Origin of the sequence: Amycolatopsis sp. GA6-003, from assembly GCF_046267895.1 — a bacterium.
In the GTDB taxonomy this organism is placed as follows: Bacteria; Actinomycetota; Actinomycetes; order Mycobacteriales; family Pseudonocardiaceae; genus Amycolatopsis.
Genome location: NZ_CP176499.1, coordinates 5,069,325 through 5,095,994, shown reverse-complemented (window position 1 = coordinate 5,095,994; position 26,670 = coordinate 5,069,325). Strand labels below are relative to the sequence as shown.

At 69.2% G+C, this 26,670-nt stretch carries 26 protein-coding genes; 21 read left to right on the top strand and 5 right to left on the bottom strand.

Annotation, left to right across the window (positions count from 1 at the left end):
• The first annotated feature begins 22 nt into the window (after nt 1-22).
• The 4 genes from F9C12_RS22845 to F9C12_RS22830 are packed head-to-tail and all read left to right on the top strand — an operon-like array spanning nt 23 to nt 3,264.
• Complete coding sequence (locus F9C12_RS22845; protein WP_409461794.1) at nt 23-637, top strand: hypothetical protein; 615 nt, start codon at nt 23-25, stop codon at nt 635-637.
• The gene (locus F9C12_RS22840; RefSeq protein ID WP_009085817.1) at nt 638-1,804 is read left to right on the top strand and encodes a glutathionylspermidine synthase family protein; all 1,167 of its coding nucleotides are present in this window, start codon (nt 638-640) and stop codon (nt 1,802-1,804) included.
• 55 nt (nt 1,805-1,859) lie between these two features.
• A complete protein-coding gene (locus tag F9C12_RS22835; protein WP_409183896.1) occupies nt 1,860-2,312 on the top strand; it encodes a DUF350 domain-containing protein in 453 nt (150 codons plus the stop codon).
• Nucleotides 2,313-2,349: 37 nt separating this feature from the next.
• A complete protein-coding gene (locus F9C12_RS22830) occupies nt 2,350-3,264 on the top strand; it encodes a haloalkane dehalogenase (protein WP_409461793.1) in 915 nt (304 codons plus the stop codon).
• Between the two features lie 51 nt (nt 3,265-3,315).
• Here the strand turns inward: F9C12_RS22830 and F9C12_RS22825 are convergent, their stop codons facing one another.
• On the bottom strand, nt 3,316-4,596 hold the full coding sequence (locus F9C12_RS22825; protein ID WP_409461792.1) for an aspartate aminotransferase family protein: 1,281 nt from the start codon (nt 4,594-4,596) through the stop codon (nt 3,316-3,318).
• 152 nt (nt 4,597-4,748) lie between these two features.
• Here F9C12_RS22825 and serS point away from each other — a divergent pair, with 152 nt between their 5' ends.
• The 3 genes from serS to F9C12_RS22810 all read left to right on the top strand — a co-directional run bounded on the left by serS (nt 4,749) and on the right by F9C12_RS22810 (nt 7,596).
• Complete coding sequence (serS, locus tag F9C12_RS22820; protein ID WP_409183893.1) at nt 4,749-6,017, top strand: serine--tRNA ligase; 1,269 nt, start codon at nt 4,749-4,751, stop codon at nt 6,015-6,017.
• 26 nt (nt 6,018-6,043) lie between these two features.
• Nucleotides 6,044-6,517, top strand: coding sequence for a hypothetical protein (locus F9C12_RS22815; RefSeq protein WP_409461791.1), 474 nt, complete (start codon nt 6,044-6,046; stop codon nt 6,515-6,517).
• A 77-nt stretch (nt 6,518-6,594) separates the two neighbouring features.
• Nucleotides 6,595-7,596 (top strand): DUF3558 family protein, encoded by a 1,002-nt coding sequence (locus F9C12_RS22810; RefSeq protein ID WP_409461790.1) that lies wholly within the window; start codon nt 6,595-6,597, stop codon nt 7,594-7,596.
• Between the two features lie 18 nt (nt 7,597-7,614).
• Here F9C12_RS22810 and lhgO read toward each other — a convergent pair whose 3' ends face one another.
• The gene (lhgO, locus tag F9C12_RS22805) at nt 7,615-8,799 is read right to left on the bottom strand and encodes an L-2-hydroxyglutarate oxidase (protein WP_409183890.1); all 1,185 of its coding nucleotides are present in this window, start codon (nt 8,797-8,799) and stop codon (nt 7,615-7,617) included.
• Between the two features lie 61 nt (nt 8,800-8,860).
• A complete protein-coding gene (locus F9C12_RS22800; protein WP_409461789.1) occupies nt 8,861-11,938 on the bottom strand; it encodes a BTAD domain-containing putative transcriptional regulator in 3,078 nt (1,025 codons plus the stop codon).
• Nucleotides 11,939-12,052: 114 nt separating this feature from the next.
• Here F9C12_RS22800 and F9C12_RS22795 point away from each other — a divergent pair, with 114 nt between their 5' ends.
• The 7 genes from F9C12_RS22795 (at nt 12,053) to F9C12_RS22765 (ending at nt 18,048) form a co-directional block, all read left to right on the top strand.
• Nucleotides 12,053-13,201 carry a DegT/DnrJ/EryC1/StrS family aminotransferase gene (locus F9C12_RS22795; protein WP_409183888.1) on the top strand — a complete coding sequence of 383 codons (1,149 nt, stop codon included), beginning with the start codon at nt 12,053-12,055 and terminating at the stop codon, nt 13,199-13,201.
• A 27-nt stretch (nt 13,202-13,228) separates the two neighbouring features.
• The gene (locus F9C12_RS22790; RefSeq protein ID WP_409183887.1) at nt 13,229-14,158 is read left to right on the top strand and encodes an NAD-dependent epimerase/dehydratase family protein; all 930 of its coding nucleotides are present in this window, start codon (nt 13,229-13,231) and stop codon (nt 14,156-14,158) included.
• 70 nt (nt 14,159-14,228) lie between these two features.
• Nucleotides 14,229-15,413, top strand: a complete 1,185-nt coding sequence (locus tag F9C12_RS22785; protein ID WP_409183886.1) for a glycosyltransferase family 4 protein — start codon at nt 14,229-14,231, stop codon at nt 15,411-15,413.
• Nucleotides 15,413-16,030: an acyltransferase gene (locus tag F9C12_RS22780; protein ID WP_409183885.1), complete on the top strand. Its 618-nt coding sequence runs from the start codon at nt 15,413-15,415 to the stop codon at nt 16,028-16,030. The genes F9C12_RS22785 and F9C12_RS22780 overlap by 1 nt, the downstream gene beginning before the upstream one ends.
• Before the next feature lie 84 nt (nt 16,031-16,114).
• Nucleotides 16,115-16,687 carry a Uma2 family endonuclease gene (locus F9C12_RS22775; protein WP_409461788.1) on the top strand — a complete coding sequence of 191 codons (573 nt, stop codon included), beginning with the start codon at nt 16,115-16,117 and terminating at the stop codon, nt 16,685-16,687.
• A gap of 123 nt (nt 16,688-16,810) precedes the next feature.
• Nucleotides 16,811-17,308 (top strand): SigE family RNA polymerase sigma factor, encoded by a 498-nt coding sequence (locus F9C12_RS22770; protein ID WP_409183883.1) that lies wholly within the window; start codon nt 16,811-16,813, stop codon nt 17,306-17,308.
• Nucleotides 17,305-18,048 carry a hypothetical protein gene (locus F9C12_RS22765; RefSeq protein WP_409461787.1) on the top strand — a complete coding sequence of 248 codons (744 nt, stop codon included), beginning with the start codon at nt 17,305-17,307 and terminating at the stop codon, nt 18,046-18,048. Before F9C12_RS22770 ends, F9C12_RS22765 begins: the two co-directional genes overlap by 4 nt.
• Nucleotide 18,049: 1 nt before the next feature.
• Here F9C12_RS22765 and F9C12_RS22760 read toward each other — a convergent pair whose 3' ends face one another.
• Nucleotides 18,050-19,003: a Gfo/Idh/MocA family protein gene (locus F9C12_RS22760; RefSeq protein WP_409183881.1), complete on the bottom strand. Its 954-nt coding sequence runs from the start codon at nt 19,001-19,003 to the stop codon at nt 18,050-18,052.
• A complete protein-coding gene (locus F9C12_RS22755; RefSeq protein ID WP_409461786.1) occupies nt 19,000-20,106 on the bottom strand; it encodes a DegT/DnrJ/EryC1/StrS family aminotransferase in 1,107 nt (368 codons plus the stop codon). Before F9C12_RS22755 ends, F9C12_RS22760 begins: the two co-directional genes overlap by 4 nt.
• A gap of 190 nt (nt 20,107-20,296) precedes the next feature.
• Here F9C12_RS22755 and F9C12_RS22750 point away from each other — a divergent pair, with 190 nt between their 5' ends.
• From F9C12_RS22750 to F9C12_RS22720, 7 genes are all read left to right on the top strand, one after another.
• The gene (locus tag F9C12_RS22750; protein ID WP_409183879.1) at nt 20,297-21,367 is read left to right on the top strand and encodes a hypothetical protein; all 1,071 of its coding nucleotides are present in this window, start codon (nt 20,297-20,299) and stop codon (nt 21,365-21,367) included.
• A complete protein-coding gene (locus F9C12_RS22745) occupies nt 21,346-21,939 on the top strand; it encodes an HAD family hydrolase (protein ID WP_409183878.1) in 594 nt (197 codons plus the stop codon). The genes F9C12_RS22750 and F9C12_RS22745 overlap by 22 nt, the downstream gene beginning before the upstream one ends.
• A gap of 66 nt (nt 21,940-22,005) precedes the next feature.
• Nucleotides 22,006-22,245 carry an acyl carrier protein gene (locus tag F9C12_RS22740; RefSeq protein WP_409183877.1) on the top strand — a complete coding sequence of 80 codons (240 nt, stop codon included), beginning with the start codon at nt 22,006-22,008 and terminating at the stop codon, nt 22,243-22,245.
• A complete protein-coding gene (locus tag F9C12_RS22735) occupies nt 22,242-22,976 on the top strand; it encodes an SDR family NAD(P)-dependent oxidoreductase (protein WP_409461785.1) in 735 nt (244 codons plus the stop codon). The genes F9C12_RS22740 and F9C12_RS22735 overlap by 4 nt, the downstream gene beginning before the upstream one ends.
• Nucleotides 22,973-24,379 (top strand): AMP-binding protein, encoded by a 1,407-nt coding sequence (locus F9C12_RS22730; protein WP_409461784.1) that lies wholly within the window; start codon nt 22,973-22,975, stop codon nt 24,377-24,379. Before F9C12_RS22735 ends, F9C12_RS22730 begins: the two co-directional genes overlap by 4 nt.
• Nucleotides 24,376-25,428 carry an acyl-protein synthetase gene (locus F9C12_RS22725; RefSeq protein WP_409461783.1) on the top strand — a complete coding sequence of 351 codons (1,053 nt, stop codon included), beginning with the start codon at nt 24,376-24,378 and terminating at the stop codon, nt 25,426-25,428. The genes F9C12_RS22730 and F9C12_RS22725 overlap by 4 nt, the downstream gene beginning before the upstream one ends.
• On the top strand, nt 25,425-26,669 hold the full coding sequence (locus tag F9C12_RS22720) for an acyl-CoA reductase (RefSeq protein ID WP_409461782.1): 1,245 nt from the start codon (nt 25,425-25,427) through the stop codon (nt 26,667-26,669). The genes F9C12_RS22725 and F9C12_RS22720 overlap by 4 nt, the downstream gene beginning before the upstream one ends.
• Nucleotide 26,670: the final 1 nt, after the last annotated feature.

Genomic DNA, 26,670 nt, shown 5'->3' with positions numbered 1-26,670 from the left:
GCTGGGGGATTACGGAGCGCACATGACGCAAGACGACAACAGCGGCGTGCAGCCGCCCGAGGAGCCGAAGAAGCCGGGCTCGATGCGTTTCCAGGACGCGAACACGCAGCCGCGGCAGCCCTCGGTGGCCGAACAGCGGGCCCGCAAGCAGGCTCTCGCCGACCAGGAACGCGAACGGCAGGCGGCCGTCGCGGCACGGGAGGCGGCGGACGCGAAGGCGGCCACCAAACGCAAGATCCTGATCGGCAGCGGCGTCACCGTCGGTCTGGTCGGGCTGATCGCGACGTTCTACACGATCGCCAAGCCCAAGGAAGTCACCGCGGTCTGCACTGACGCCAACGGCGTCATCCAAGACGACCGGAACTGCGACGAGAACTACGCGGTCTCCCACGGCGGGCACTACAGCGGCGGCTTCTGGTTCATCCCGCTTCCGGGCGGCGGCGGGTACACCCAGTACCGCTACAACTACGGCGGCACCGGCGGCATCGGCCAGCACGTCTCCGGCGGCAGCTTCACCGCGCCGTCGGGCAACACCAACGTTTCGACCAAGTCGGGAACCAGCATTCAGCGCGGCGGCTTCGGCATCAGCGGCAAGAGCGGGACCTCCGGCGGGACCGGCAAGAGCGGAGGCTCGTAGATGTATCGGGACCGGCGGGAACCGCGCCGCGACTGGCAGCGGATCGTCGAGGAACAAGGCCTGGTCTACGGCACCCCGGCGCGCGACGGCACCGGCAAACCCCGGCCGTACTGGGACGAATCGGTGCACTACGTCTTCGACATGGACGAGGTGCTCTCGCTCGAGGCGGACGTCGAACTGCTGCATTCGATGTGCCTGGAGGCCGTCGACAACGTCGTGACCACCGAGCAGTACCACCGCTTCGGCATCCCCGAGTGGGTGTGGCCGCACATCGCGGAGTCGTGGAAACGCCAGGACCCGCACGTCTACGGCCGCTTCGACCTGCGCTACGACGGCAAATCCCCGGCCAAGCTGCTGGAGTACAACGCGGACACGCCGACCACGCTGCTGGAGGCGTCGCTGCTGCAGTGGCACTGGAAGACCGACGTCTTCCCGGAAGACGACCAGTGGAACTCCATCCACGAGAAGCTGGTCGAGCGCTGGGAGGAGATCGGCGGCAAGCTGCCGTCGAACGAACTGCACTTCACCTGGTCCGCGGCCGATCCGAGCGGCGAGGACCACGTGACCACGGCGTACCTGCAGGAGACCGCGGCCGAGGCCGGGCTCGACACGGTCGGCCTCGCGATCGAGGAGATCGGCTGGGACCCGGTGCTCAAGCGGTTCGTCGACCTCGCCGAGGCGCAGATGTCCACGGTGGTGAAGCTGTACCCGTGGGAATGGGTGGTCGACGAGGAGTTCGGCAAGTTCGCGGTGGAGACCATGCCGCGCACGCTGTGGGTCGAACCGCTGTGGAAGATGCTGCTGTCGAACAAGACGCTGCTCGCCGTGCTCTGGGAGAACTACCCCGGGCACCCGAACCTGCTGCCCGCGTTCGCCGACGACCCCGGCCTGCTCACCGAGTACGTGCGCAAGCCGAAGCTCGGCCGCGAGGGCGCGAACGTGCAGATCGTGGCCACCGGGTACGAGACGCAGACCGACGGCGTCTACGGCGCGGAAGGCTACGTCTACCAGGCGTTCGACCCGCTGCCGGAGTTCGACGGATACCGTCCGGCGCTCGGCGCGTGGATCGTCGGGGACTCCTCGGCGGGGCTGGGGATCCGCGAGACCAGCGGACTTGTCACCGACGACGGCGCGGCGTTTGTGCCGCACCGGATCCCGGAGTCGTGATACAACCCTGGATGTCCGATTCCACCGGTGCGAATTGGCCATCCAGGGAGACTCCGTGACCACGACGCTCGCACTGCCCGCAACGTTCGGTTCCGACCTCGTGCGCGGCATCGGCGCGATCCTGCTGTACGGCATCGTCGGCCTGCTGCTGATGTTCGCCGGGTTCTACGCGATCGACTTCACCACGCCGGGCAAGCTGTCGAAGCTGGTCACCCGCGGCCTGCCGAACGCGGTGATCGTGACCGCGTCCGGGCTGCTGTCGATGGCGTTCATCGTCGTCGTGGCGATCTACAGCTCCGCGAGCGACCTGACCGCCGGCCTGATCACGTCGCTGGTCTACGGCCTGCTCGGGGTCATCGTGCAGGTGCTGGCGGTGCGGCTGCTGGAGTGGGCGACCCGGATCGACGTCGGGTCCACGATCCAGAGCGAGAAGTTCGCGCCGGCGAGCATCGTCGTCGCGGCGGCGCACCTCGGGCTCGGGCTGGTCGTCGCGGTGGCGATTTCGTAGCATTCGCGCACTGCCGCGCGGTCCCGTTCCCACTAACGTGGGAACCGTGCGACTCCTCAGGACGCCGGAAGACCGGTTCGCGGACCTGCCCGATTTCGCCTTCGAACCTTCCTACACCGACCTGTCCGACCCGGACGGCGGGCTGATCAGAGTCGGCTACGTCGAGGCCGGGCCGGCGGACGGGCCGCCCGTTCTGCTGCTCCACGGCGAGCCGAGCTGGTCGTTCCTCTACCGGAAGATGCTTCCGGTGCTCGCCGACGCCGGGCTGCGGGCGATCGCGCCGGACCTAGTCGGGTTCGGCCGGTCGGACAAGCCGGCGGAGATCGTCGACCACAGTTACGCGCGGCATGTCGAATGGATGCGCCGGTTCTCGTTCGACGTCCTCGGCCTCGAAGAGGTCACACTGGTCGGGCAGGACTGGGGCGGGCTGATCGGGCTGCGGCTGGTGGCGGAGAACCCGGGGCGGTTCGCCGGGGTGGTCGCGGCCAATACCGGGCTGCCGACGGGCGATGTCGATATGCCGCCGGTGTGGCACAAGTTCCGCGAAGCCGTGGAGGGCGCGCAGATTCTGGATGTCGGGCGGTGTGTGCAGTCCGGGTGCAAGACCGCGCTGCCGGAGGATGTCCGGGCGGCTTATGACGCGCCGTTTCCCAATGAGATGTACAAGGCTGGGCCGCGGGCTATGCCGGGGCTGGTGCCGACGCGGCCGGATGATCCCGCGTCCGAGGCTAATCGGGCGGCTTGGGCGGCGTTGACGGAAATGGATGTTCCGTTCTTGTGCGCGTTTTCGGACGGGGATCCGATTACCGGGGCAATGGGGCCGATTTTGCAGCGGTCGATGCGTGGGGCTTCTGGACTGGACCATCCGGTGGTTGCCGGTGCTGGGCATTTCTTGCAGGAGGATGCGGGCGAGGTGCTTGCGGAGCACGTGGCGCGGTTTGTGCGGCGGTGAAGTCGTGAGTGCCTATCCCGGTTAGAACCGGCATAGGCACTCACGAGCCGGTCAGGGCAAAGCCGCCAACGAGTCGAGCAGAATCTCCAGCCCCTCGCTCGCCTCGGCTTCCGTGAGCGTCATCGGCGGCCCGATCCGCAGGACGTTTTTGTGCAGGCCGCCCTTTCCGATCAGCAGGCCGCGCTTTTTCGTTTCTTCCAGCATTTGTTTCGCGGCTGCGGTATTCGGCGTCGTGGTGCCGGGTTCGACCAGTTCTACGCCGATCATCAGGCCCTTGCCGCGTACTTCTCCGACGAAGGGGCTGTTGGCCGCGCGCAGGCCTCGCATGAGCTGGTCGCCGCGGGCTTTGCAGTTTGCTTGCAGGTCGTGGTCGTCGATGTAGTCCAGGACGGCCAGTGCGCCTTGCATGGACACCGGATTGCCGCCGAACGTGGAGAACGACTCTGCCCGGAAGCAGTCCATCACGTCGCCTCGCGCGACCACGCCGCCTACTGCCAGGCCGTTTCCCAGGCCCTTGGCGAAGGTCATCAGGTCCGGCACCACGTCGTGGGCCTGGATGCCCCAGTAGTGGTCGCCGGTGCGGCCCCAGCCGGTCTGGACCTCGTCGGAGACGAACAGGATGCCGTGGTCGTCCAGGACTTCCTTCATCGCCTTGAACAGGCCGTCCGGCGGAGAGCTGAAGCCGCCGACGCCCTGGATCGGCTCGGCGATCAGGCAGGCCACGTCGCCCGCGGTGGCGGTTTCCAGCAGTTCGACCAGGTCGGCGACGCAGGCGTCGATGTAAGCCGCGTCGGGCAGGTCGCGGAAGGGGCTGCGGTAGCGGTAGCCGCCGTGGACGTAGTTGACCTTGAGCGGGCTCAGCGACGACGCGGACCAGCCGCGGTTGCCGGTGATCGCGACCGTGCCGAACGAGCGGCCGTGGTAGGAGTTCCGCATCGCCAGCACCTGGTTGCTGCGGCGGTACTGGGTGGCGAGCATCAGCGCGGTGTCGTTGGCCTCGCTGCCGGAGTTCGTGAAGAACACCTTCGCGTCCGGGATCCCGGAGCGTTCCGCGATCCGTTCGGCCAGCTCGACCTGCGAGCGGATCAGGTACAGCGTCGAGGTGTGCAGCACGCCGGTGTCCAGCTGCTTGCGGACCGCGTCGCTGATCGCGGGGACGTCGTAACCCATGGCGTTGGTGAGCACGCCGGCGAAGAAGTCGAGGTAGGTGCGGCCGTTGGCGTCGGTGAGGCGGCGATCCTGCGCGTGCACGATTTCGATCGGCTCGTCGTACAGCAGGGACATCCAGGACGGGAGCACCGCGCGGTGGCGCGCGAGCAGGTCGTCGGTCATGTGAGTTCCCTCCGCTCCGGGTTCTAGCGAGTATGGGGAGCGCGGGAAACGGGCGACAACGATCAGACTGTCGGGTTGTCTTCGGGGCGCCGCACAGTGTGTACGGGAAACCGCGTCGAAGTCGTGGCTGGCCTGCGACTACCCTTCTGTCCGTGATTGACCCCAGGACTCTGCGCGAAGACCCGGAAGCCGTGCGCGCGTCGCAGCGTGCCCGTGGCGAGGACGAGGGAGTGGTCGACAAGCTGCTCGACCTCGATCAGCGCCGCCGCTCTGCGATCGCGACCGCCGACAAGCTGCGGGCCGAGCAGAAGTCCGTGTCCAAGCAGGTGCCGAAGGCCTCCGCGGAGGAGAAGCCCGCCCTGCTCGCCCGCGCCAAGGAGCTGTCGGCGCAGGTCAAGGCCGCCGAGGTCGAGCAGAACGAGGCGTCGGAGGAGTTCGACCAGCTGTTCCGGATCCTGCCGAACCTGGTGCACCCGGACGCGCCGATAGGCGGCGAGGACGACTTCGCGGTGCTGAAGACCGTCGGCGAGGTGCCGTCGTTCGACTTCACCCCGCGCGACCACCTCGACCTGATGGAGGGCCTCGGCGCGCTCGACATGGAGCGCGGCGCGAAGGTGTCGGGCTCGCGGTTCTACTTCCTCTCCGGCGTCGGCGCGCAGCTGCAGCTCGCGCTGCTGAACATGGCCGTGGCGCGCGCGACGGCCAACGGCTTCACGCCGATGATCACGCCGTCGCTGGTGCGTCCGGAGATCATGGCCGGCACCGGGTTCCTCGGCGCGCACTCGTCGGAGGTGTACCGGCTGCGCGACGACGACCTGTACCTCGTCGGCACGTCGGAGGTCCCGCTCGCGGGCTTCCACTCGGACGAGATCCTCGACCTCTCCGCCGGTCCGCGCCGCTACGCCGGCTGGTCGTCGTGCTACCGCCGCGAGGCCGGGTCGTACGGCAAGGACACCCGCGGCATCATCCGGGTGCACCAGTTCGACAAGGTCGAGATGTTCGTCTTCGCCAAGCCGGAGGACGCGGAGGCCGAGCACGAGCGGCTGCTGGGCTGGGAAGAGGACATGCTCGCCGCGATCGAGGTCCCGTACCGGGTGATCGACACCGCGACCGGCGACCTCGGCACGTCCGCCTACCGCAAGTACGACTGCGAGGCGTGGGTCCCGACGCAGGAGACCTACCGCGAGCTGACCTCGACGTCCAACTGCACCACGTTCCAGGCCCGCCGCTTGTCGGTGCGCTACCGCGACGACAACGGCAAACCGCAGACGGCCGCCACGCTGAACGGCACCCTCGCGACCACGCGCTGGATCGTCGCGATCGTGGAGAACCACCAGCAGCCCGACGGTTCGGTCCGGGTGCCGGTGGCGCTGCGCCCGTTCCTCGGCGGGCTCGAGGTGCTGGAACCGGTCAAGCGCTGAACTTCGCGAAGGCGAGACAACCTCAGATGGAATCCGACAGAGCCCTGATCCCCGCTCTGTGCAAGGCCGGTGCGCTGGCCACAGTGGACTATGCGCTGGCTTTCGCCGTGCTCGCGGTCGCGGGCTGGCTGCTTTTCACCGCGGAAAAGGGGACGCACGCGTCGTTCCGGTTCGGGCTGATCTCGATCGGCGGCGCGGCGTTCTGTCTCGTCGTCAACGGGGTCATGCTGGTCAGGGGGCGGGATCGGCGGCCGATGTTCCGGTCCGCGGACAAGCAGTTTCTCGCGACGCTCCGCCAAGGAGCCCTGCGGATCTGGCTGTTCGGGCTGCTGCTCGCGGTGCTCGGCTCCGGCGTCATTCTGCTGGTGCCGAACTCGCATCCGTTCCGGCCGCGGGTGAGCGGAACCACGATGGCCATCGCGATCGCCGCCGCCGCGGCGGCCGTGGTGGCAGCCGGGGTTTCCGCGCTCGTCCTGCGCCGTGCGGTGCCGAAACCGTAACTGCCGGGTCGATCCTTCCTGTTCCGCGAGTGCGGAACCGCACTGGTCAGTAGGGTGCGGAGCGGAGGAGGCAGCTGATGAGGTTCAAACAAGCGGCGGTCGCCCTGGCGGCGGCCGCGACGCTGCTCGCCGGGTGCACGCAGCAGGTGAGCGGCGTGGCTTCGCCGGTGCCGGGACAGGGGCCGGTCACGCCGGTCGTCGACCCGTGCGCGTTGCTCGACGCGAAGCAGCTCGCCGGGCTCGGCTACAAACCGCAGGGCAGGTCGGTGAAGGCCAACAAGGCGCAGCGCGCGCCGGCGATGTGCCTGTGGACCGCGACGGACACCGAGCACACGGTGGTCATGTCCGTTGGCTGGTCGGTGGACCTGAGCCTCGACGACTACCTCCAGGGTGCGCTCAAGAAGGCCGACCCGGTGCAGCTCGGCGGGTTTCCGTGGACGCGGTACGCCGGGTTCCTGGGCGGCAGCTGCGACCTGTACACGACGCTCGGACCCAAGTCGTTCGCCTTCGTGAGCGTGTCCTATCCGGACGACGCGCAGGCGTGCGAGCGCACGAAGAAGGTCATCCCGCAGGTCGCCGCGCATCTGCCGGGCGGGCAGCCCGCGCCGCCGATCACGCCGAGCACCCCGCCGGAGGGCACCGCGCCGAGCGGGCCGCTCGCGTCGGTCAACCCGTGTCAGCTGCTGAAGCCGGAGCAGGCGCAGCAGCTGAAAATGGTGCCGAACGGCGAACTGGACAGCTCCAAGGTCATCTCGCCGAACGTGACCTACTGCCTGTGGAAGGACACCGACGGCGACGGCGGGCAGAAGCCGTTCGAGGTCTGGGTCGGACCGGACGTGCCGCTGAAACGCTGGCCCGGCATGGAGGTCGCGCCGACCGAGCAGATCGACGTGAACGGCCGGAAATGGTCGCTGTTCCCGAACTTCAACGATTCCGCCGGCGTGATCTGCGCGGCCGGGCTCCCGGTTTCGGACACCGCCTCGATCCAGATCGTCAGCGGGCAGCTGGCCGACAAGAACAAGGCGTGCGACGCGATCAAGGCCGGAATTCCGATGGTGTCGGGGAATCTTCCGTCCTGAACTGTCTGCAGTGGACGATCAGTCGGTGACCCGGTCGGCGATGTACTTGGCGATCTCGAGCGCGCTCGTCGCCGCCGGGCTCGGCGCGTTGAGCACGTGCACCTGGTCCTTCGCGGACTCGATGAGGAAGTCGTCCACCAAAGAACCGTCCGGGCGCAACGCCTGCGCCCGCACGCCGGAACCGTGGCGGACGATGTCGTCCTCGGTGACCGCGGGCACGAGCTGCGCGAGGCTGGCGGCGAACCGCTTCTTCGAGAACGACCGCAGCACCTCTTCGAGGCCGGTCGGGTACGCGTACTTGCGCGCCAGCTTCCAGGCGCCGGGGAAGCGGGCGACGTCGGCGAGGTCCTTCACCGACACGTCCGCCCAGCGGTAGCCCTCGCGGCGCAGCGCGAGCACGGCGTTCGGGCCCGCGTGGACGCTGCCGTCCAGCATCCGGGTCAGGTGCACGCCGAGGAAGGGCAGCGTCGGGTCCGGCACCGGGTAGATCAGGCCGCGCACGAGGTGCCGGCGCTCCGGCTTCAGTTCGTAGTACTCGCCGCGGAACGGCACGATGCGCGCGCTCGGCTTGAGCCCGGCCAGTTCGGCGACGCGGTCCGCGTGCAGCCCGGCGCAGTTGACCAGCGCGTCCGCGTGCAGCACCTCGGAGCCGGTGGCCACCTCGACGCCGCCGCCGCGAGCCGGGCGGATGCCGAGCGCGGGCGTGTTCAGCCGCAGGTCCGCGTCCGCCTCGTCGAGCAGCCGCACGAGCGCCGCGCACACCGCGGGGAAGTCGATGATCCCGGTCGACTCGACGCGCAGCGCGGCGACGCAGGACACTTCCGGCTCGTACTCGCGGGCCTCCGCGGGGGTGATCCGCTTGGCCGGAACGCCGTTGGCCTCGGCCCGTTCGGCGAGTGTGTTCAGCGCGGGGATCTCCTCCTCGCGGGTGGCCACGACCAGCTTGCCGCAGACCTCGACCGGCACCCCGTACTGCCGGGCGAAATCCACAATGGACCGGTTGCCGCCGACCGACATCCGCGCCTTGAACGAGCCCGGCTTGTAATAGAGCCCGGCGTGCACGACGTTGGAGTTGTGCCCGGTCTGGTGCGCCGCCCAGCGAGCTTCCTTTTCGAGCACCGTCACGTCCTGGCCGCGCTGGGACAGCTCCCAAGCGACCGACAGCCCGACGATTCCCCCACCGATCACAACTACGTTCCGCACGGCAGGGAAGGCTACGCGCTCTCCCGCGGCGCTGCGTACCCCCCGACGGCGTGGTACCCGTTCACTGGACCGGGGACAATCCGGCCAACTCGAGGCGCTGCCGCGGTTCTAGCTGCTTACCGGCGGTGTAAGCGGCGGCGAATCCGTCCGGTCCGAGCGCCTTTTCCGCGGCCGCGGTGACCTGCGCGACATCGTGCTGGCCGGGCACGGCGGTTCCGCGCACCGCGGCCGCCGCGCCGAGCAGGGCGGCGGCGTCGGCGAACCGGCCTTCCTCGGCGAAGACCCCGGCGACGCCCTCGAACGCGGTGGCCAGTGACCCGTGGTCATGCCAGCGGTGCGCGGTTTCGACCCCGAGCCGCATCCGGCGCCGGGCGTCGTCGGACCGGTGCTCGGCCACGTCGATCCAGCCGAGCGCGATCGACGCGGCCGCCCGCACGATGGCGGCCGAGAACGAGTCCGCCGCGCATTCGGCGAGCGCCTGTTCGGCGAGCGTCCGCGCGGTGGCCAGGTCGCCGGAGCGGCGGGCGAGACCGGACAAGCCGACGTGACCGCTGGCCCGCGTCTCGGGCATCCCGGTGCGGTGGGCCAATTCGACGGTCCGCTCGTAGTCCGCCTTCGCGCCGTCGAGATCGCCGCGCAACGCTCGGCTGTCGCCGCGGCGGCACAGCAGGTCCGCGTAGTCGTCGGTCGCGCCGAGCGTCTGCATGAGGGTCAGGGATTCGGTCATCGCGGCGAGTGCTTCCTCGTGGCGGCCGCGTAAAACCAGCAGTTGCGACAGGTGGTCGAGCGCCATCGAGAGACCCCAGCGTTCGCCGAGGGCTCGGTAGCGGGCTTCTCCTTCGCGCAGGCCACGTTCGGCTTCGTCGAGTTCCCCGGCGAGCATCGAGCGCAGCCCGTCGCCCATCGGCACGAGCGCGGTGAGCCACGGGTCGGGGTGGTTTTCGAGTCCGGACAGCCGGAGCCGCGCGGTGTCGTCTTCCGGCGGTCCGAGCACGACACCGGACAACATGAGCAGCATCGGATGCCGCGGCGTCCAGGAACTGTCCACTAAGTACTGCTCTACATAGGACCGATAGTTCGCCGTCTCGGCCGCTTCGGGAGCACCGGCGATCGCGGTCAGCAGGCACATCAGGAATTGCTCGCGGTGCTCTTCCGGCGGCTCCGCTTGGCAGTTGCGCACGATTTCCATCGACAGCGCCGCGCCTTCGTAACGTCGTCCGCGCAGCCACCAATACATCGACAGTGCGGTGGCGATCCGCAAGGCAGTAGCCGGATCCGCCGCGGCCGACCACCGGAGCGCGGCCACGATGTTGTCGTACTCAGCGTCGATTTTCCGCAACCAGTCCAGCTGTTCCGCGGTGCGCAGCTTCGGGTCGGCTTCCTCGGCGAGTTGCCGGAAGGCTTGCGCATGGGCATGCCGGAAGCGCTCAGTCTCACCGGCGGCGGCGAGCTTTTCGGCGCAGAACGCGCGAATCGTCTCCAGCATTCGGTAACGCCCGCCCGACGGTTCCACGAGCGATTTGTCGGCGAGTTCGGGCAGCAAGTCGACCGGGGCGGCGCACACCTGCTCGGCGTACCCGAGGGTCGCGCCGCCGGTGAAGACGGTCAGCCGACGGGCGAGACGGCGTTCGTCGGCATCGAGGAGATCCCAGCTCCACTCCACGACGCCGCGGAGCGACCGGTGCCGTTCGTCCGCGGTGCGGCTGCCGCGAGCGAGTAGGTGGAAGCGATCGCCGAGTCGCGCGGCGATGTCGGCGACCGGCAGCGTGCGCACGCGGGCCGCGGCCAGTTCCAGGGCGAGCGGCAGGCCGTCGAGGGCGGTGCAGATGCGCACGACGTCGGCCGTCGTTTCGTCGGTCAGCCGGAACGCCGGGTCGCTCGCCCGGGCGCGGTCGAGGAACAGGCGGACCGCGGGGTAGCTCTCGACGGCCTCCGCGTCCGGCGGCGGAACGGCCAGGCGGGGGACCGGCGCGAGGTGTTCGCCGGTGATGCCAAGCGGTTCCCGGCTCGTCGCCAGCACGCGTAACCCGGGGCAGGCGGGCAGCAGCTGCGCGACCAACCGGGCGGCCGCGGCGATGACGTGTTCGCAGTTGTCCAGCACCAGCAACGTCGCCTGGTCCCGCAACGTCGAGACCAGCCGGTCGACCGGGTCCTGGCGACCGCGGGCCCCCTCGCGCAGGCCGAGCGCGGTGAGGACGGCCTGCGGAACGTCGTCGGCGACGTGCGGGGCCAGTTCCACGAAGACGCACGGCCCCGCATCGGCCGCGGCTTCGATGGCCAGCCGGGTCTTTCCCGTCCCGCCCGGTCCGAGCAGCGTGACGAGCCGGGCCTGCCGCAGGAGGTCCGCGACCTGCCGCAGTTCGCTGTCACGGCCGACGAAGCTGGTGAGCTGCGCGGGCAACGGCGTCGCGGCGTTCGCCGACTCGCCGCGCAAAGCGGCCAGGTGCGCCTCCGTCAGGTCTGGACCAGGGTCCGCACCGAGTTCCTCGGCGAGCGTGCGGCGGGCGTCCTCGAACGCGGCCAGTGCCTCGGCGGTCCGCCCGGCCGCGTGCAGCGCCCGCACCAGCTGGGCTCGCGACCGCTCGCGCAGCGGGTGCTCGGCGACGGCGGTGCGCAGCTCGTCGAGGACGTCGGCGGCGCGGCCTAGCGAGATCTCCGCGTCGACCCGGTCGGCGGCCGCCTCGGCCCGCAGTTCAGCCAGTCGGGTGGCCTGGACCTCGGCCGCGGGAACGTCGGTGAACGCGGGTCCGCGCCACAGCGCCAGCGCCTCGCCGAGCAGGTCGCTGGCCCGGGTCGGATCCCCCTCGGCCAGTTCGCGGCGGCCCGCGCCGGCCAGCCGCTCGAAGCGGTGCGCGTCCACTTCGTCCGGTTCGATCCGGAGGCGGTACCCCGCCGAGGTGAGTTCGATGGGCAGTTTCAGCGCCCCGCGCAGCCGCGAGACCTGCGATTGGAGCGCGTTGGCCGCGCCGTCCGGCGGGTCCTCGCCGTAGAGCCCGTCGATGAGCCGTTCGGCGGACACGAACCGCCCGGCGTCCGCCGCGAGCAACGCCAGCAGCGTCCGGCCTCGCGTCCCGCCCACGGCGACCGTCCCGCCCGCGCCGTCCCACGCGACGACGGCCCCCAGCACCCCGATCCGCATGCGGTGAGCCTATGCCCGGAACGGGTGCTTACCCGTGGGTTCTGTCCCCGAAACAGCCGGCAAGCGCGACTTCTATACACTTCGGCGCGACCCCGCGCAATGCGGGACACCCCGATGCACAGGAGATCTACAGTGGGCGAACCCGTCCTGCTCGGGAAGCCGACCGTCGGCGACGAGGAGCTCGCAGCCGTCGCCGAAGTGTTCCGTTCCGGCTGGCTGGCCGGCGCGGGCCCGGCGTGCCGTCGCTTCGAGGAGCGGTTCGCACAGGCCACCGGCACCGCGCACGCTCTGACCACCAGCAACTGCGGCTCCGCCCTGTTCCTTGGCCTGAAGGTGCTCGGCGTCCAGCCCGGCGACGAGGTGATCGTCGGCGACTACACCTTCCCGGCGACCGGCCACTCCGTGCTGCAGGCCGGCGCGAAGCCGGTCTTCGCCGACATCCGCCCGGACATCTTCAGCGCCGACCCGGCGTCGATCGAAGCGCTCATCACGCCGCGCACGGTCGGCATCCTGGCCGTCGACGTCGCGGGCCAGCCCGGCGACTTCGACGAGTACCGCGCGATCGCCGACAAGCACGGCCTGTGGCTGTTCGAGGACGCCGCCTGCTCCGCGGGCGCGACCTACCGCAACCGCCCGGCGGGCAGCCTCGCCGACCTGGCCGCGTTCTCCTTCCACGGCCGCAAGGGCATCACCGCGGGCGAGGGCGGCGCGCTGGTCTCGAACCGCGAGGACCTGATCGCGCACGCGCGCAAGATCCACACCTACGGCATCGAGCCCGCGTTCACCCGCGAGGGCGCGCAGGAACTGCCGATCCCGACGTTCCACGAGCTCGGCTGGAACTTCCGGCTGTCGGACATCCAGGCCGCGATCATGGGCGTGCAGCTCGACCGGCTGCCCGACCTGCTCGCCGCCCGCCGCTCGGTGGCCAAGCGCTACCACGAGGCGTTCGAGGACGTCGAGGCGCTGACCGTTCCGGTCGAGGCCCCGGACCGCGAGCACCCGTGGCAGGCATACTTGATGACGGTGGCCCCGGAGATCAGCCGCGACGCGCTGGCTCTGCGGATCCGCGAGCAGGGCGTGCAGTGCAACTTCGGCACCTACGCCTCCCACCTGCAGCCGGTGTACGGGCAGCAGCAGCCGCTGCCCGTCTCCGCCGACGCGTTCCGCCGCCAGCTGGCGATCCCGATGCACGCGGAACTCACCGACAGCGAAGTCGAGCGCGTGGTCACCACCGTGCGCGAAGCCGTGTCCGCTCTTTCCTGACCCCGCCGACCCTCCTGAGGAGAACCCATGTCCGACAAGAAAGTTTTCTTCACCGGCGCCGGCGGTTTCATCGCCTCGCACGTGATCCCGCTCCTGCTGGAGAAGGACTACACGGTCCGCATCTTCGACAACATGACCCGCGGCAACCGCGACCGCGTCAACGAGTTCGTCGCCACCGGCAAGGTCGAGCTGGTCGAGAAGGACGTGCGCTACGGCGTCGGCGTCCGCGAGGCCATTCGCGGCTGCACGCACGCGATCCACTTCGCCACCGTGTCGATCAACAAGTCGGTCGCGGACCCGGGCGAGTCGATCGACATCAACATGGTCGGCAACAACAACGTCTTCGCGGCCGCGGCCGACGAGGGCGTCGAGCGCCTGGTGTTCGCCTCCAGCGCCTCGGTGTACGGCGAGCCGGAGCGGCTGCCGATGCACGAGGACGACAAGCTGAACCCGCTGACCCCGTACTGCATCTCCAAGCGCGCGGGCGAGGACCTGCTGGGCTTCTACGAGCGCACCAAGGGCCTGTCCTGGAACGCGCTGCGGTTCTTCAACGTGTACGGCCCCGGCCAGAAGATCGAGGCGTACTACACCTCGGTCATCAACCACTTCATCCAGCGCCTGCGCGCCGGCCAGCCGCCGATCATCGACGGCGCGGGCGACCAGTCGATGGACTTCGTGCACGTGACCGACCTCGCCAAGGCCGTCGTCGCGGCGCTGGAGTCGGAGCAGTCGAACCTGCCGATCAACATCGGCACCGGCATCGACACCTCGATCGCCACCCTGGCGAAGATCCTGATCGAGGCGGTCGGCGTCGACGTCGAGCCGGTGTTCAACAAGCGCGACGTCCTCGTGTCGCGCCGCGCCGCGGACATCACCCGCGCCCGCGAGGTGCTCGGCTGGGAGCCGACCATCACCGTCGAAGAGGGCATGCGCGCCTTGGTGCGGGACTCCGAGTGAGCCTCTCCGTCGGCGCGTCTTCCGAGGGGAATGCGTAATGAGCACTGCGGGCCCGGCCGAAGGAAAGCCCATGCGGATCGTGGTGGTGAACAACTTCTTCCCGCCGCGAGTGGGCGGAAGCGCGCACATGTCGGCCTCGCTGGCCGCCGAGTACGCGGCCGCCGGGAACGAAGTGCTGGCGATCACCGCTGCCTACGGTGACGCGCCGGCGGAGGAGGAGCGCGACGGATACCGCGTCGTGCGCCTGCCCGCGGTGAAAATGCCGCAGCTCGGCCTGTCGATCGACTTCGACATGACGTTCGCGTCGATGCGGCCGGGCAACTGGCGGCGGCTGTGGAAGCTGCTGAACGAGTTCAAACCGGACGCGGTGCACCTGCACGGGCAGTTCTTCGACCTGTCCTGGATGGTCGGCATCTACGCGCGCCGGCACAAGCTGCCCGTTCTTCTGACCATCCACACGCTGCTGATCAGCGAGAACAAGATGTACGGCCGGGTGTTCCGCGCGCTCGACGCGCTGCTGGTCAACCCGGTGCTGAAGTACCTGCGCCCGCGCTTCATCATTCTCGACAAGCAGGGCGTGGACTACTGCGTCGACCGCTACGGCACGAGCGACGACAACTCCGAGTACTTCCCGATCGCGGTGGACACCGGGCATTTCGCGAAGCCGGTGACCAAGGACGTGCGCGCGGAACTGGAAATCGGGGACGCGCCGCTGATCGTGTCGCTCGGCCACGTGATCCCGCTGCGCGACCGGCTGCCGCTGATCGAGGCGCTGCCCGCGATCCTGGAGAAGCACCCCGGGCTGCGCGTGATCGTCGTGGGGCGCGTGTACCACGACGCGTTCCAGCAGCGGGCCAAGGAACTGGGCGTCTCCGACGCGCTGATCGTCACCGGCGCGGTGCCGAAGGCGGACGTGCCGGCGTACTTCGCGGCCGCGGACATCGTGACGCACGACCTCAACGGCGGCTGCGGCACCGCGTCGCTGGAGGCGATGCTGTCCGGCACCGCGACCATCGCGTCGGTCACCGAGGACAACTACCCCGGCATCGAACTGCGCAACGGCGAGAACATCCTGCTGGTGCGCCCGAACGATTCGGAGGCGGTCGCGGCCACCGTGCTGTCCCTTTTGGACAATCCGAAGGAACGCGCGCGAATCGCCGAACGGGAAGCCGCGATGGTCCGGGACAACTTCGGGCTGGACGTAGTGGCCGAGGAACACCTGCGGGTGCTCACGAAACTGGTGGCGGACAACTGATGTTCTTCGACGACGAGCGCAGCAACCGGCTGCGCCCGATGATCCTGAACGACCTCGTTACGCAGTACATGAACGACGCCGAGCGGGCTGCCTTCCACGGCCTGCCGGAATCGTGCCGGATGCGGGAACGGGCCAAGATCGTCAGCCCGGACAACCTCACGATGGGCGAACACTGCTGGATCGGCGAGGGCGCGGTCCTCGACGCCAGCGGCGGCCTGGAAATCGGCGAGCACACCAGCATCGGCCTGAACACGCTGGTGTTCACGCATTCGAGCTGGCTCGCGAACATGGCGCTGGAAAACTATTCCGGCAGCGACCTGATCGAACGCAAGCCGGTGAAAATCGGCAAGGGCTGCTTCATCGGCGGCCTCGTGGTGATCATGCCGGGCGTCACGATCGGCGACTTCGCGACGGTGCAGCCGAACTCGGTGGTCGCGAAGGACGTCCCGGAACGCTCGCTGGTGGCGGGCAACCCGGCGCGGGTGTTCCAGCGCTACGACGAGGAGTACATCGAGGCGGAGGTGAAGCGGGTCCGCGAGGAAAACGCCCGCCGCCGCGCGTTGTCGGACGACCCTTCCGGATGGGGCTCCCCGTCGGGAGACTTCAGCGGGAAGTGATCCGGACACGGTGCGTCACGCGCTGGCGGATGCTCCGGGTAACATGGGACACTGCTCTCAGTCACTGTCGGTGAAGGAGAAGTCATGAGTGTCCTGGAATGGCCTCACCACCTCCTGACCCTTGACGACTGGGCGGACCTTCCGGAGGACCCGAAGGTCCGGATCGAGGTTGTCGAAGGGGTTCCGTCCGTGTCGCCGCGTCCGATGTGGTTCCACTTGCGGTCCGTGACGCGGTTGGCTTTCCTGCTCGACGAGCAGCTCAGCCCGGAGATGAGCGCCGGCGCCGAAGCGGAGCTGCTCCTGTGCGAGAACCCGCTGACCATCCGCGTCCCGGACGTGCTCGTGACCTCGGCTGAGGTCGCGGAGGCCAATCCGGCGCGGATCGCGGCGGCTGATGCCGAGCTGGTGATCGAGGTGCTGTCCCCGGGCACGAAGCACGTCGACGAGGGCGCGAAGCTGTTCGAGTACGCCGATGCCCGGATCGAGCAGTACTGGATCGTGGATTTGGCTCCGCCGGTCAGCCTGATCGCGTACCGGCTCATCGACGGCGATTACGAGAATTTCGGCGAATACTCCGGCTCCGTCGAGCTGGAGGTCGCGGGCGCGCCGGTGAAGCTCGACCTGAACGCGCTTGTCGATCCGCGCGCGCAGCGCTGACCCGAGCACTTCCCGCACCCCATGCGTCGCCATTGAGAGCAGACTGACCAGCCATTACATCGACGCACGCCTCCCCTCCCCGTAACCTGGACAGCAAGACAACCGGGAAACAGAGGTGGGGCAGTGCGCGGGGACGACGAGTTCGCCGACTTCGTGCGGTCCTGTTCGGCTCGGCTCACGCACGCCGCCTACCTGCTCACCGGCGATCGGCACCAGGCCGAGGACGCCGCGCAGACCGCCTTCACCCGTACCTACGCCGCCTGGCCCCGGGTGCGCCGCAAGAATCCCTATGCCTACGCCCGGCGCGTGCTCGCCAATCACGTCATCGACCTCTGGCGCCGTCCGATTCGCGAATACGCCACCGAGGAAATGCCGGAACCGGAGAAAGTCCCGGACATCTCGCACGTCGTCACCGATCGGGAATGGCTTTCCGACGCGTTGGCCCGGCTCACCGCTCGGGAACGCGCCGTGGTGGTGCTCCGGCATTTCTTCGATTTGCCGGAACACCAAGTCGCCGAGGAACTGGGCGTGTCCGTCGGCACGGTCAAGAGCACCAATTCGCGCGCGCTCGCGAAGCTGCGCGTGGACGGCGACGCGCTGGTCGGGGAGGTGAGCGCATGACCGACGAACTCGACCGGTTGCGCGCCGCGCTTCAGGAAGCGCCCGCCGAACCCTTCAAAGAACCCGATCTCGACCGGATTTTCCGGGAAGGCGGACGGATCCGGCGCCGGCGGCGGTTTTTGACCTCCTCGGGTGCGGCGGTGGCCGTGGTCGCCGTGGTGTTCGGTGCGGTGTGGTTGCGTTCGCCGGGCGGTGCGCCGGAACAGGTGCACGCGGCCGCGTCCCCGCCGCCGGTGGTGACGCGCGTGTCCTCGACGATTCCGGCCCCGGCTCCGACCACGGCTCAAGCGAAGCCGAAGCCGCTCGGCGAGGTGATTTCCACCGGCACTTACGCCGACGGCGCGGAACTTGTCTTCTACGCGACGGAAATCGACGACCCGGACACGCCGCCGAATGCCCAATTCGGAGTGATGGCCAGCCTGTACGAGCCGGACGGCAACCTGCGTCCGCTCTACCTCGCCAACGATTCCGACGGCATGGACCGCTCTTTCGGCTTCCACGCCACCTCGGGCGGGACGATCGTGTCCGACATCTGGGTGCCGGTGTACGGCTATTTCAGCGGACCGGCCGCGCGCATCGAGACCACAGTGGACGGTCACACGGTGCCGGCGCACACGGCGCGCTGGAGCGAGGATCCGGACGTGGTCGTGTTCTGGTTCGACCAGGACGACGTGCCGTCCGCCGAGAGGGCGACCCCGCTGGTCGCCTACTCTGCGGACGGCAAACGCCTCACCGAATAACTCAGGCGGCCTCGGCCAGCACCTGCGCCACGACCTCGTGCGACGGCAGGATCAGCGCCCGCTCGACGTCCGCGTCGACCTTGCCCTCCAGCAGGTCGACGAACCGGTCCAGCTGGGTCGCCAGCGGCTCGCGCGCGGTGACCAGTTCCGGGATCTCGATGACGGTCTGCTGCCGGTAGCCGAGCCCGTCCGGGGTGACCGAATCGTGCGAGACGTGCCGGTAGATCGTCACGTCGCGGCGCAGCAGATCGATCTCGACCATCCGGTCCAGTTCGGACACCATCAGCGACCGGACCTTGCGCTGCGCCAGCCGCGAAGCCGACACCGTGGCCAGCCCGGTGGGGAACGACAGCACCGTTTCGATGGTGTCCTCGGCCCCGGTGACCGACTGCGGGTGGAAGTAGCCCGCGCTGGAGGTGACCCGGCCCGGCGTGGCCCCGCCGAAGAACTGGATCGCCAGGTCGACGTCGTGCACCAGCAGGTCCCAGGCGACCCCGGTCTTGATCCGCGGCGCGTACGGGCCGTGCCGGCGCGCCATCAGGTGCACCGGTTCGTTCACCAGCGCCCGCGCGGTCATCACGGCCGGGTTGTAGCGCTCCAGGAGCCCGCACATCAGCGGAACGTCCTTTTTCGCCGACAGGGCAACGATTTCCTGCGAGAACTCGAGGCTGTTGCACACCGGCTTCTCGACCAGCATCGGCTTGCCCTGGCCGAGAATCTCTTGCGCCAGCTCGTAATGCACCTCGGTGGCCGAGGCGAGCACCACGGCGTCCACATCGGACAGTGAGCCGATTTCCGGCGTCCACTGGGTTTCGTAGCGTTCGGCGACCGCGCGGCCGGCTTCCTCGCGCGGGTCGATCACGCGGGCCAGGTCCACCCGGTCGTTCTGCGACAGGACCCGCGCGTGCAGCGAGCCCATGTTGCCGGTGCCGACGAGTGCGATGCGGTGCGTCATGCGCCGAGCACCTCGCGAACGGTCTCGATGATCCGGTCCAGTTCGGACTCGGTCAGATGCGGGTGCACCGGAAGCGAAAGCGCTTGCGCGGCAACGGCGGAGGCCACCGGGAAGTCCTCGACCCGGGCGTCCGGGATCAGCGGGTGCCCGCGGTAGCAGTCGTAGTCGAACACGATCTTCGGGTAGTAGATCCCGTTGCCGATGCCCTTTTCGGTCAGCGCGGCGGCGAATTCCTCGCGCGAGAGCATCGCGTGCGGGCCGACCAGCACGGTGTACTGGTGCCACACGTGCTCGCGGCCGGGCAGCACCTGCGGCACCTCGAGGCCCGGCGTGCCGGCGAGCCCCTCCGACAGCCGCTTCGCGTTGGCCTGGCGGGCCGCGGTGAGCTGGTCGAGCTTCTCCAGCTGCGGAATGCCGACCGCGGCGTGCAGGTCGGTCATCCGGTAGTTGTGGCCGGCCATCTCGTACTGGTACCGGGCCTTCATGCCCTGGTTGCGCATCACGCGCAGCTTGTCCGCGAGCGCGTCGTCGTCCGTGGTGATCACGCCGCCCTCGGCGGTGGTCACGTTCTTCGTCGCGTACAGCGAGAAGCAGCCGATGCCATACGATCCGGCCTTGCGGCCCTCGAACGAGGCGCCGACGGCCTGCGCGGAATCCTCGACCACGTGCAGTCCGTGCTCGGCGGCCAGCGGCGCGAGCTTGCCCATGTCGGCGGTCTGGCCGTACAGGTGCACCGGCATCAGCACCTTGGTGCGCGGGCCGATCGCGGCCGCGACGGCGTCCGGGTCGATGGCGAAATCGTCGCGCCGGATGTCGGCGAACCGGACCGTCGCGCCCGCCTCCAGGATCGCGTTCAGCGTGGCGACGAAGGTGAACGGCGAGGTCACCACTTCGTCGCCCGGCCGCAGGTCGAGTGCCTGCAGGGACGCGACCAGCGCGGTCGTCCCGTTGTTCACGGCGATGGCGTGTTTCGTTCCGGAGACGTGCGCGAACGCGTCCTCGAAACGCTTTACCATCGGGCCCTGGGCGATAGCGCCGGATCGCAGCACTTCGACGACCAGGTCCTCCGCAGCACGGACGTCGACCACGGTAATGGGGATCATCTGCAGTCTCTCGCTCTCGGCGGGCACTTTCGGCGCGTCCGGTACAGTCTTGCCTCGGCATGGCACGAGCCCCGAGTTCGGTGCAGTCAGCACAGACGCGGGCGTCACGATACTCGCCGACCACAAGTGGGCTTCCGGCTACCGTCCCGGCTCCGGCGGGAACTGAACAGGTAAGGCTGAGAACACGCGAATGAGCAGCGCACGCATCCTCATCACCGGCGCCGGCGGATCGGCCGCCTACAACTTCCGGGACGCGCTCGCCGTCGCCGGAAACGAGTACCAGGTCGTCGGCACCGACGTGAAGCCCTTCCACCTCGAGCTTCTCGACGTCGAGGCGAAATACCTGGTCCCGCCGGTGAGCGACCCCGGATACGCCGACGCGATCAACCGCGTCATCGAAGCCGAGCGCATCGATTTCGTGCACCCGCAGCCCGACGTCGAGGTCGGCTATCTCGCCGAAAACCGCGACAAGCTGAACGCGCCGACGTTCCTGCCGGACGCGCGCGCCATCGCGCTGTGCCACGACAAGATGGCGTTCAACGCGCACATGAAGGCGAACGGCGTCTCGGTGCCCGAAGCCATCAAGATCGACTCGCCGGACGACCTCAAGGGCGGGCTCGAGGAGCTGCTGAAGATCAACCCGCGGGTCTGGCTGCGCGCCATCCGCGGCGCCGGCTCCCGGGGCAGCCTCCCGATCAACTCCTTCTACCAGGGCGATGCCTGGATCGACTACTGGCGCGGCTTCCGCGGCCTCGACTACGGCGACTTCATGGCCAGCGAATACCTGCCGGGCGAGGAGTTCGCGTGGCAGAGCCTGTGGCACGAGGGCGAGCTGATCACGTCGCAGGCGCGCTCCCGCATCGAATACATCTTCGGCAACCTGACCCCGAGCGGGCAGAGCTCGTCGCCGTCGGTGGCCAAGACGGTCAACCGCGACGACGTGAACAAGATCGGCGAGTCCGCGGTGCGCGCGGTGTCGGAGAAGCCGCACGGCGTGTTCTGCGTGGACATGAAGGAGAACGCCGCCGGGGTGCCGATGGTCACCGAGATCAACGTCGGCCGCTTCTTCACCACCAGCAACTTCTTCGCGCACGCCGGGCTCAACATGCCCGACATGTACGTCCAGCTCGGCCTCGGCAACGAGCTGCCCGAGCGTCCCGAGGTCTACAACCCGCTGCCCGACGACCTGTACTGGGTCCGGATGATCGACATGGGCTACCGCTTGGTCAAGGAAGGCGAATGGGCGTCGAAGCGGATCTGACCGGGCGGAAGGTGCTGGCCTTCGATTTCGACGGCACGCTGTTCCGCCTGCCGGTCGACTTCGGGGGCCTGCGCGCCGAGCTGGGACTGTCGCCCGAGGACAAGCTCGGCGAGCTGTTCCAGCGCTGGCTCGACGAAGGCGACACCGCCCGGCTCGACGTCGTGACGCGGTTCGAACGCGCTTGCGTGCCGGACGGCGAGTTCACCGACGGCGCCCGCGAACTGCTCGCGGAGCTGGCCTCGGACTACCGGCTCGCGATCGTCACGAGGAACTCGCGCGAGTGCGTCGAGGACGCGCTGGGCAACCTCGCCGAGGGGCTGCACGTCATAGGACGGGAGGACGTCCGCCGGCTCAAGCCGGATCCCGAGGGCGTGACCGCGGTGCTCCGGCATTTCGGCGCGGCCCCGGAGGAGGCGGTGCTCGTCGGCGACACCTTCCACGACGTGGAGGCCGCGCACGCCGCCGGGGTCCTCAGCGTGGTCGTGCGCAACGACGCGCTGAAGTTCCGTCCCGAGGGCGCGGACCGCTACCTCGGCACGCTCCGTGAACTGCTGCCCGCACGCGCGGGCTGAAACCCCATGGTTGGTACCGTCGAGAGTGGTCACCAGCCCCATTCGAGAAGGAAGTGCCGGGTAGACATGGCTGTGCAGGACAAGCTGAAGGAAGTCTTCATCGACGCTCTCCAGCTCGACGACGGGGTCGACGTCGAGAACCTGAAGTACCGCGACATCGAGGCGTGGGACTCGGTCGGCCACATGGCGCTGGTCGCGGCGATCGAGGACGAGTTCGAGGTCGAATTCGACACCGACCAGGTGATCGACATGAGCAGCTTCAAGGTGGCCGTGGACATGGTCAAGGAGCTGCAGGAGAAGGCGTGAGCACGTTCGCGGGGAAGGTCGCACTGGTCACCGGCGGTACCAGGGGCATCGGCCTGGCCACCGTCCGCGCGCTCGCCGAGGCCGGGGCCACCGTGGTGCTCACCGGCCGCGACGAGACCGCGGCCAAGGAGACCGCCGCTTCGGTCGGGCCCTCGGTCAGCGGCCGCGCGCTCGACGTCACCGACGCGAAGGCCGTCGCCTCCCTGGTCAAGGACGTGACGAAGGAGCACGGCCGGCTGGACGTCGCGGTCGCCAACGCCGGGATCATGGAGGGCGGGCTGCTCGGCATGATCCGCCCGGACGACGTCGACCGGACGCTGTCCACGAACGTCGCCGGCACGCTGCACACCGTGCAAGCGGCCGCGCGGGCCATGATGCGCAAGAAGACCGGCGCGATCGTGGTGCTGGCCTCGGTGGTCGGCGAGTACGGCAGCGCGGGCCAGACGGTCTACGCGGCCTCGAAGGCGGCGGTCGCGAACATCGCGCGGTCGGCGGCGAAGGAACTCGGCCGCTCCGGCATCCGGGTCAACGCGGTCGCGCCGGGCGTGATCGAAACCGCCCTCACCGAAAGCCTGAGCGAGGACGCCCGCGCCTCGAACATCGCCAAGACCCCGCTCGGCCGCCTCGGCCAGGCCGAGGAGGTCGCGGCGGTGATCCGGTTCCTGGCGAGCGACGAGGCGTCGTTCGTGACCGGGCAGGTACTGGGGATCGACGGAGGCTTGGTGCTGTGACGCTGGTGGGTGCGGGTTCCCGGCTGGTCGACGTGGCCGGGGGCCGCACGCTGGACGACGCGGAACTGACCGCCGAGCTGGGCCGCAAGAGCGCCGAGCTGGCCAAGCTGCCGACGGGCGTCGTCTTCGCCCGGATGTCCGTCGACCTCGACAGCGTGCTGACCTACCTGGGCGCGTTCGAGGGCGGCCGGGCGATCGCGCTGATCGACCCGGCGCTCGACGCCGACGTGCTGACCGGGCTGGTCGAGCGGTTCCGCCCGGCGGCCGTGCTCGCGGCGTCCGGCCCCGCTGCCGCCGGGTACACCACCCGCGGTTCCGACTGGGTGCGCGATTCCGCCGACGGCGTCGAGCCGCACCCTGACCTGGCCGTTCTGCTGCCGACCAGCGGATCCACCGGCAATCCGAAGCTGGTGCGGCTGTCCCGGCAGGGGCTGCTGGCCAACGCCGACGCGATCGCGCAGGTGCTGGAGATCGACGCGGACGAGGTCGCGCCGACCTGTTTGCCGCTGCACTACAGCTACGGGCTTTCGGTGCTGAATTCGCACCTTATTCGCGGCGCGACTGTGGTTATCGAACCCTCCGGGGTTTTGGGCCGCGGATTCTGGGACGCGGTGAAGGAACACGGCGTGACTTCGCTGTCCGGCGTGCCCTATCACTACGAAATGCTGCGCCGGCTGAAGTTCGATCCGGCGAAGTATCCGACCCTGCGCACTCTCACCCAGGCGGGCGGGAAACTGCGGGACGAACTGGTCGCCGAATTCAACGACAAGATGCTCGCGGTCGGCGGCCGGATGTTCGTGATGTACGGCCAGACCGAGGCGTCCCCGCGGATGACGACGGTGCCCGCGGACCGGCTCGCGGACAAGATCGGCTCGGCCGGACCGGCGCTGCCCGGCGGCTCGTTCGCCATCCGCCGCGACGACGGCGAGGAAACCACGCATCCCAAAATTGTCGGTGAGGTCCTTTACCGTGGACCCAACGTGATGATGGGTTATGCCGAGGACGAGGCGGGACTGAGCGCGGGCGACGAATACGGCGGCACGCTGGCCACCGGTGATCTCGGGTATCTCGACGACGAGGGATACCTGTACATCACCGGCAGGCTCAAGCGGATCGGCAAGGTGTTCGGCAACCGGGTGAGCCTGGACGACCTGGAGCAGGCCGTGCGCACGGCGGCGGTGGGCATCGACGTGGTGGCCGCGGTGGCGGCGGGCGACAAGGTCGTGCTGTTCGCCGAACTGCCCGAGGGCGACGGCGCGAAGGCGATCTGCAAGGACGCGTCGCGGGCGCTGGCGGAGCGGCTGCACCTGCACGCCAGCGGGTTCGACGTGCGTCCGATCGACACCGTGCCGCTGCTGGCCAGCGGCAAGATCGACTACCGGTCGCTGGAAGGACGGGTATGAGTGTGTTCACGCGCTCGCAGGCGGAGCGGGAGGCGGCGCTGCTCCCCGAGCTCGCGGAGCTGACCGCGCACCACCGGGCGAACTCCGCCGGGTACGAGCGCATCCTGTCCTCGCTCGGGTTCGCGCCGGACGCGTCGTTCGCCGCGATCGCCGACCTGCCGTGGCTGCCGGTACGGATGTTCAAAACGCACGACCTGAAGTCCATTCCGGACGCCGAGGTCTTCAAGACCCTCACGTCCTCGGGCACCACCGGGGCCGGCGCGTCGCGGATCTACCTGGACAAGGAAGCGGCGGCCGCGCAGACGAAGCAGCTCGGCGCGACCCTGCAGGAGGTGCTGGGCGGCGAGCGGCTGCCGATGCTGATGGTCGACACCATCGGCATCATCAAGAACCGCCGGTCGTTCTCCGCGCGCGGCGCGGGCGTGCTCGGCATGGCGAACTTCGGCCGCAAGCACACCTACGTGCTGGACGAGAACGACCAGCCGGACGTCGAGGCCGTGCGGAAGTTCCTCGCCGAGTACGGCGACCGCCCGTTCCTGATCTTCGGCTTCACCTTCATGGTGTGGCAGTACCTGTACGAGGTCGCCCGCGAGCACAAGCTCGACCTGTCCAACGGCATCCTCATCCACTCCGGCGGCTGGAAGAAGCTGATCGACCGCGCGGTCGACAACAGCGAGTTCCGCCGCCGGTTCAAAGAGGACACCGGTCTCACCCGGATCCACAACTACTACGGGATGATCGAGCAGATCGGCACCGTGTTCCTCGAGGGCCCGTCCGGGAACTCCTTGTACTGCCCCGATTTCGCCGACGTCGTGATCCGCGACCCGGAGACCTGGGAAGAGCAGCCGGTCGGCAAGCCGGGCGTCATCGAGGTGGTGAGCACGCTGCCGCGGTCGTACCCGGGACACGTGCTGCTCACCGAGGATCTCGGGGTGTACAACGGAATCGACGACGGCGACTGGCCGGGCAAGCACTTCTCGGTGCTGGGCAGGCTGCCGAAGGCCGAGGCTCGCGGCTGCTCGGACACGTTCCAAGGAGCGGCCGCGTGAGCGCTCTGGATCAGCGTTTTCCGCTGGGCGGCCCGGTTTCGGCCGGCGCGCTGCTGGACGAGCTGCGCGAGGAACCGCCCGGCGGCAGGCTGACGGTCGGCGACCCGCGGGTGGTCGAATTCGTCACCAAATTCGCGCGCAAGCTGCTCGCGCCCGCGCTGGCACGGCGTTTCCCGGAGCTGGCCTCGCTGGGTTTCTTTCTGCGCAAGGGAGAACTCGCGAAGGCACTGTCCACTTTGGAAACCACGGGCGATGCGCTGCGGTTCCCGCGCGGGCTCGTTTTCCACGTGCCGCCGGCCAACGTGGACACCATTTTCGTGTACTCGTGGGCGCTGTCGGCGCTGGCGGGCAACAACAACGTCGTGCGCGTGTCCTCGCGTTCGGCCGGTGCGGCGGAGGCCGTGCTGGAAGCGTTGAACGCGGCGCTCGAAGACGTGTCGCCGGAAACCGCGGCCACCATCCGGGCCACCCAGCGCATGGTCACCTACGACCGCAGCGACGAGGTCAGCGGCGCGTTGTCGCTGGCCGCGGACCTGCGGGTGATCTGGGGCGGCGACGCTTCGGTGGCCGCGCTGCGGAAGTACCCGCTGGCCCCGCACGCGCGCGACCTCACGTTCCCGGACCGGTCGTCGTTCGCGATCGCGTCGGTGCGCGGCTGGCAGGAAGCCGCGCCGGAGCAGCGCAAGGCCGCCGCCGAGGGCTTCTACAACGACTCGTACTGGTTCGACCAGGCCGCCTGCTCGTCGCCGCGCGCGGTGTTCTGGGTCGGCGACGCGTCCGGCGCACAGGCCGCCGGACAGGAGTTCCGCGAGCTGCTCGCCGAGGTGCTGGCAGCGAAACAGCACGTCACCGAGCCCGCGATGGCGGTGCAGAAGCGGGTGTCGGCGTACGGCGCGGCGGTCGACGGGCTGGTGTCGTCGATCCGCTTCGACGGCAACGCGCTGGCGACGCTCGAGCTGGCCGACGCCACGGTGATGCCGCGCGAATGGCTGGGCGCGGGCACGTTCGCGAACGCCTCGGTGGCGTCGCTGGACGAACTGGTGCCGATCGTGCGGCGCAAAGACCAGACGGTGAGCCAGTTCGGGTTCACCCGCGAGGAACTGACCGGATTCGTGACGGCTCTCGCCGGGCGGGGGGTGGACCGGGTCGTGCCCTTCGGGTCGGCCCTCACGTTCGCCGGGGTCTGGGACGGCTACGATCTGCTGTCCGAGTTCAGCCGCCTCGTCACGGTACAGGCCTGAG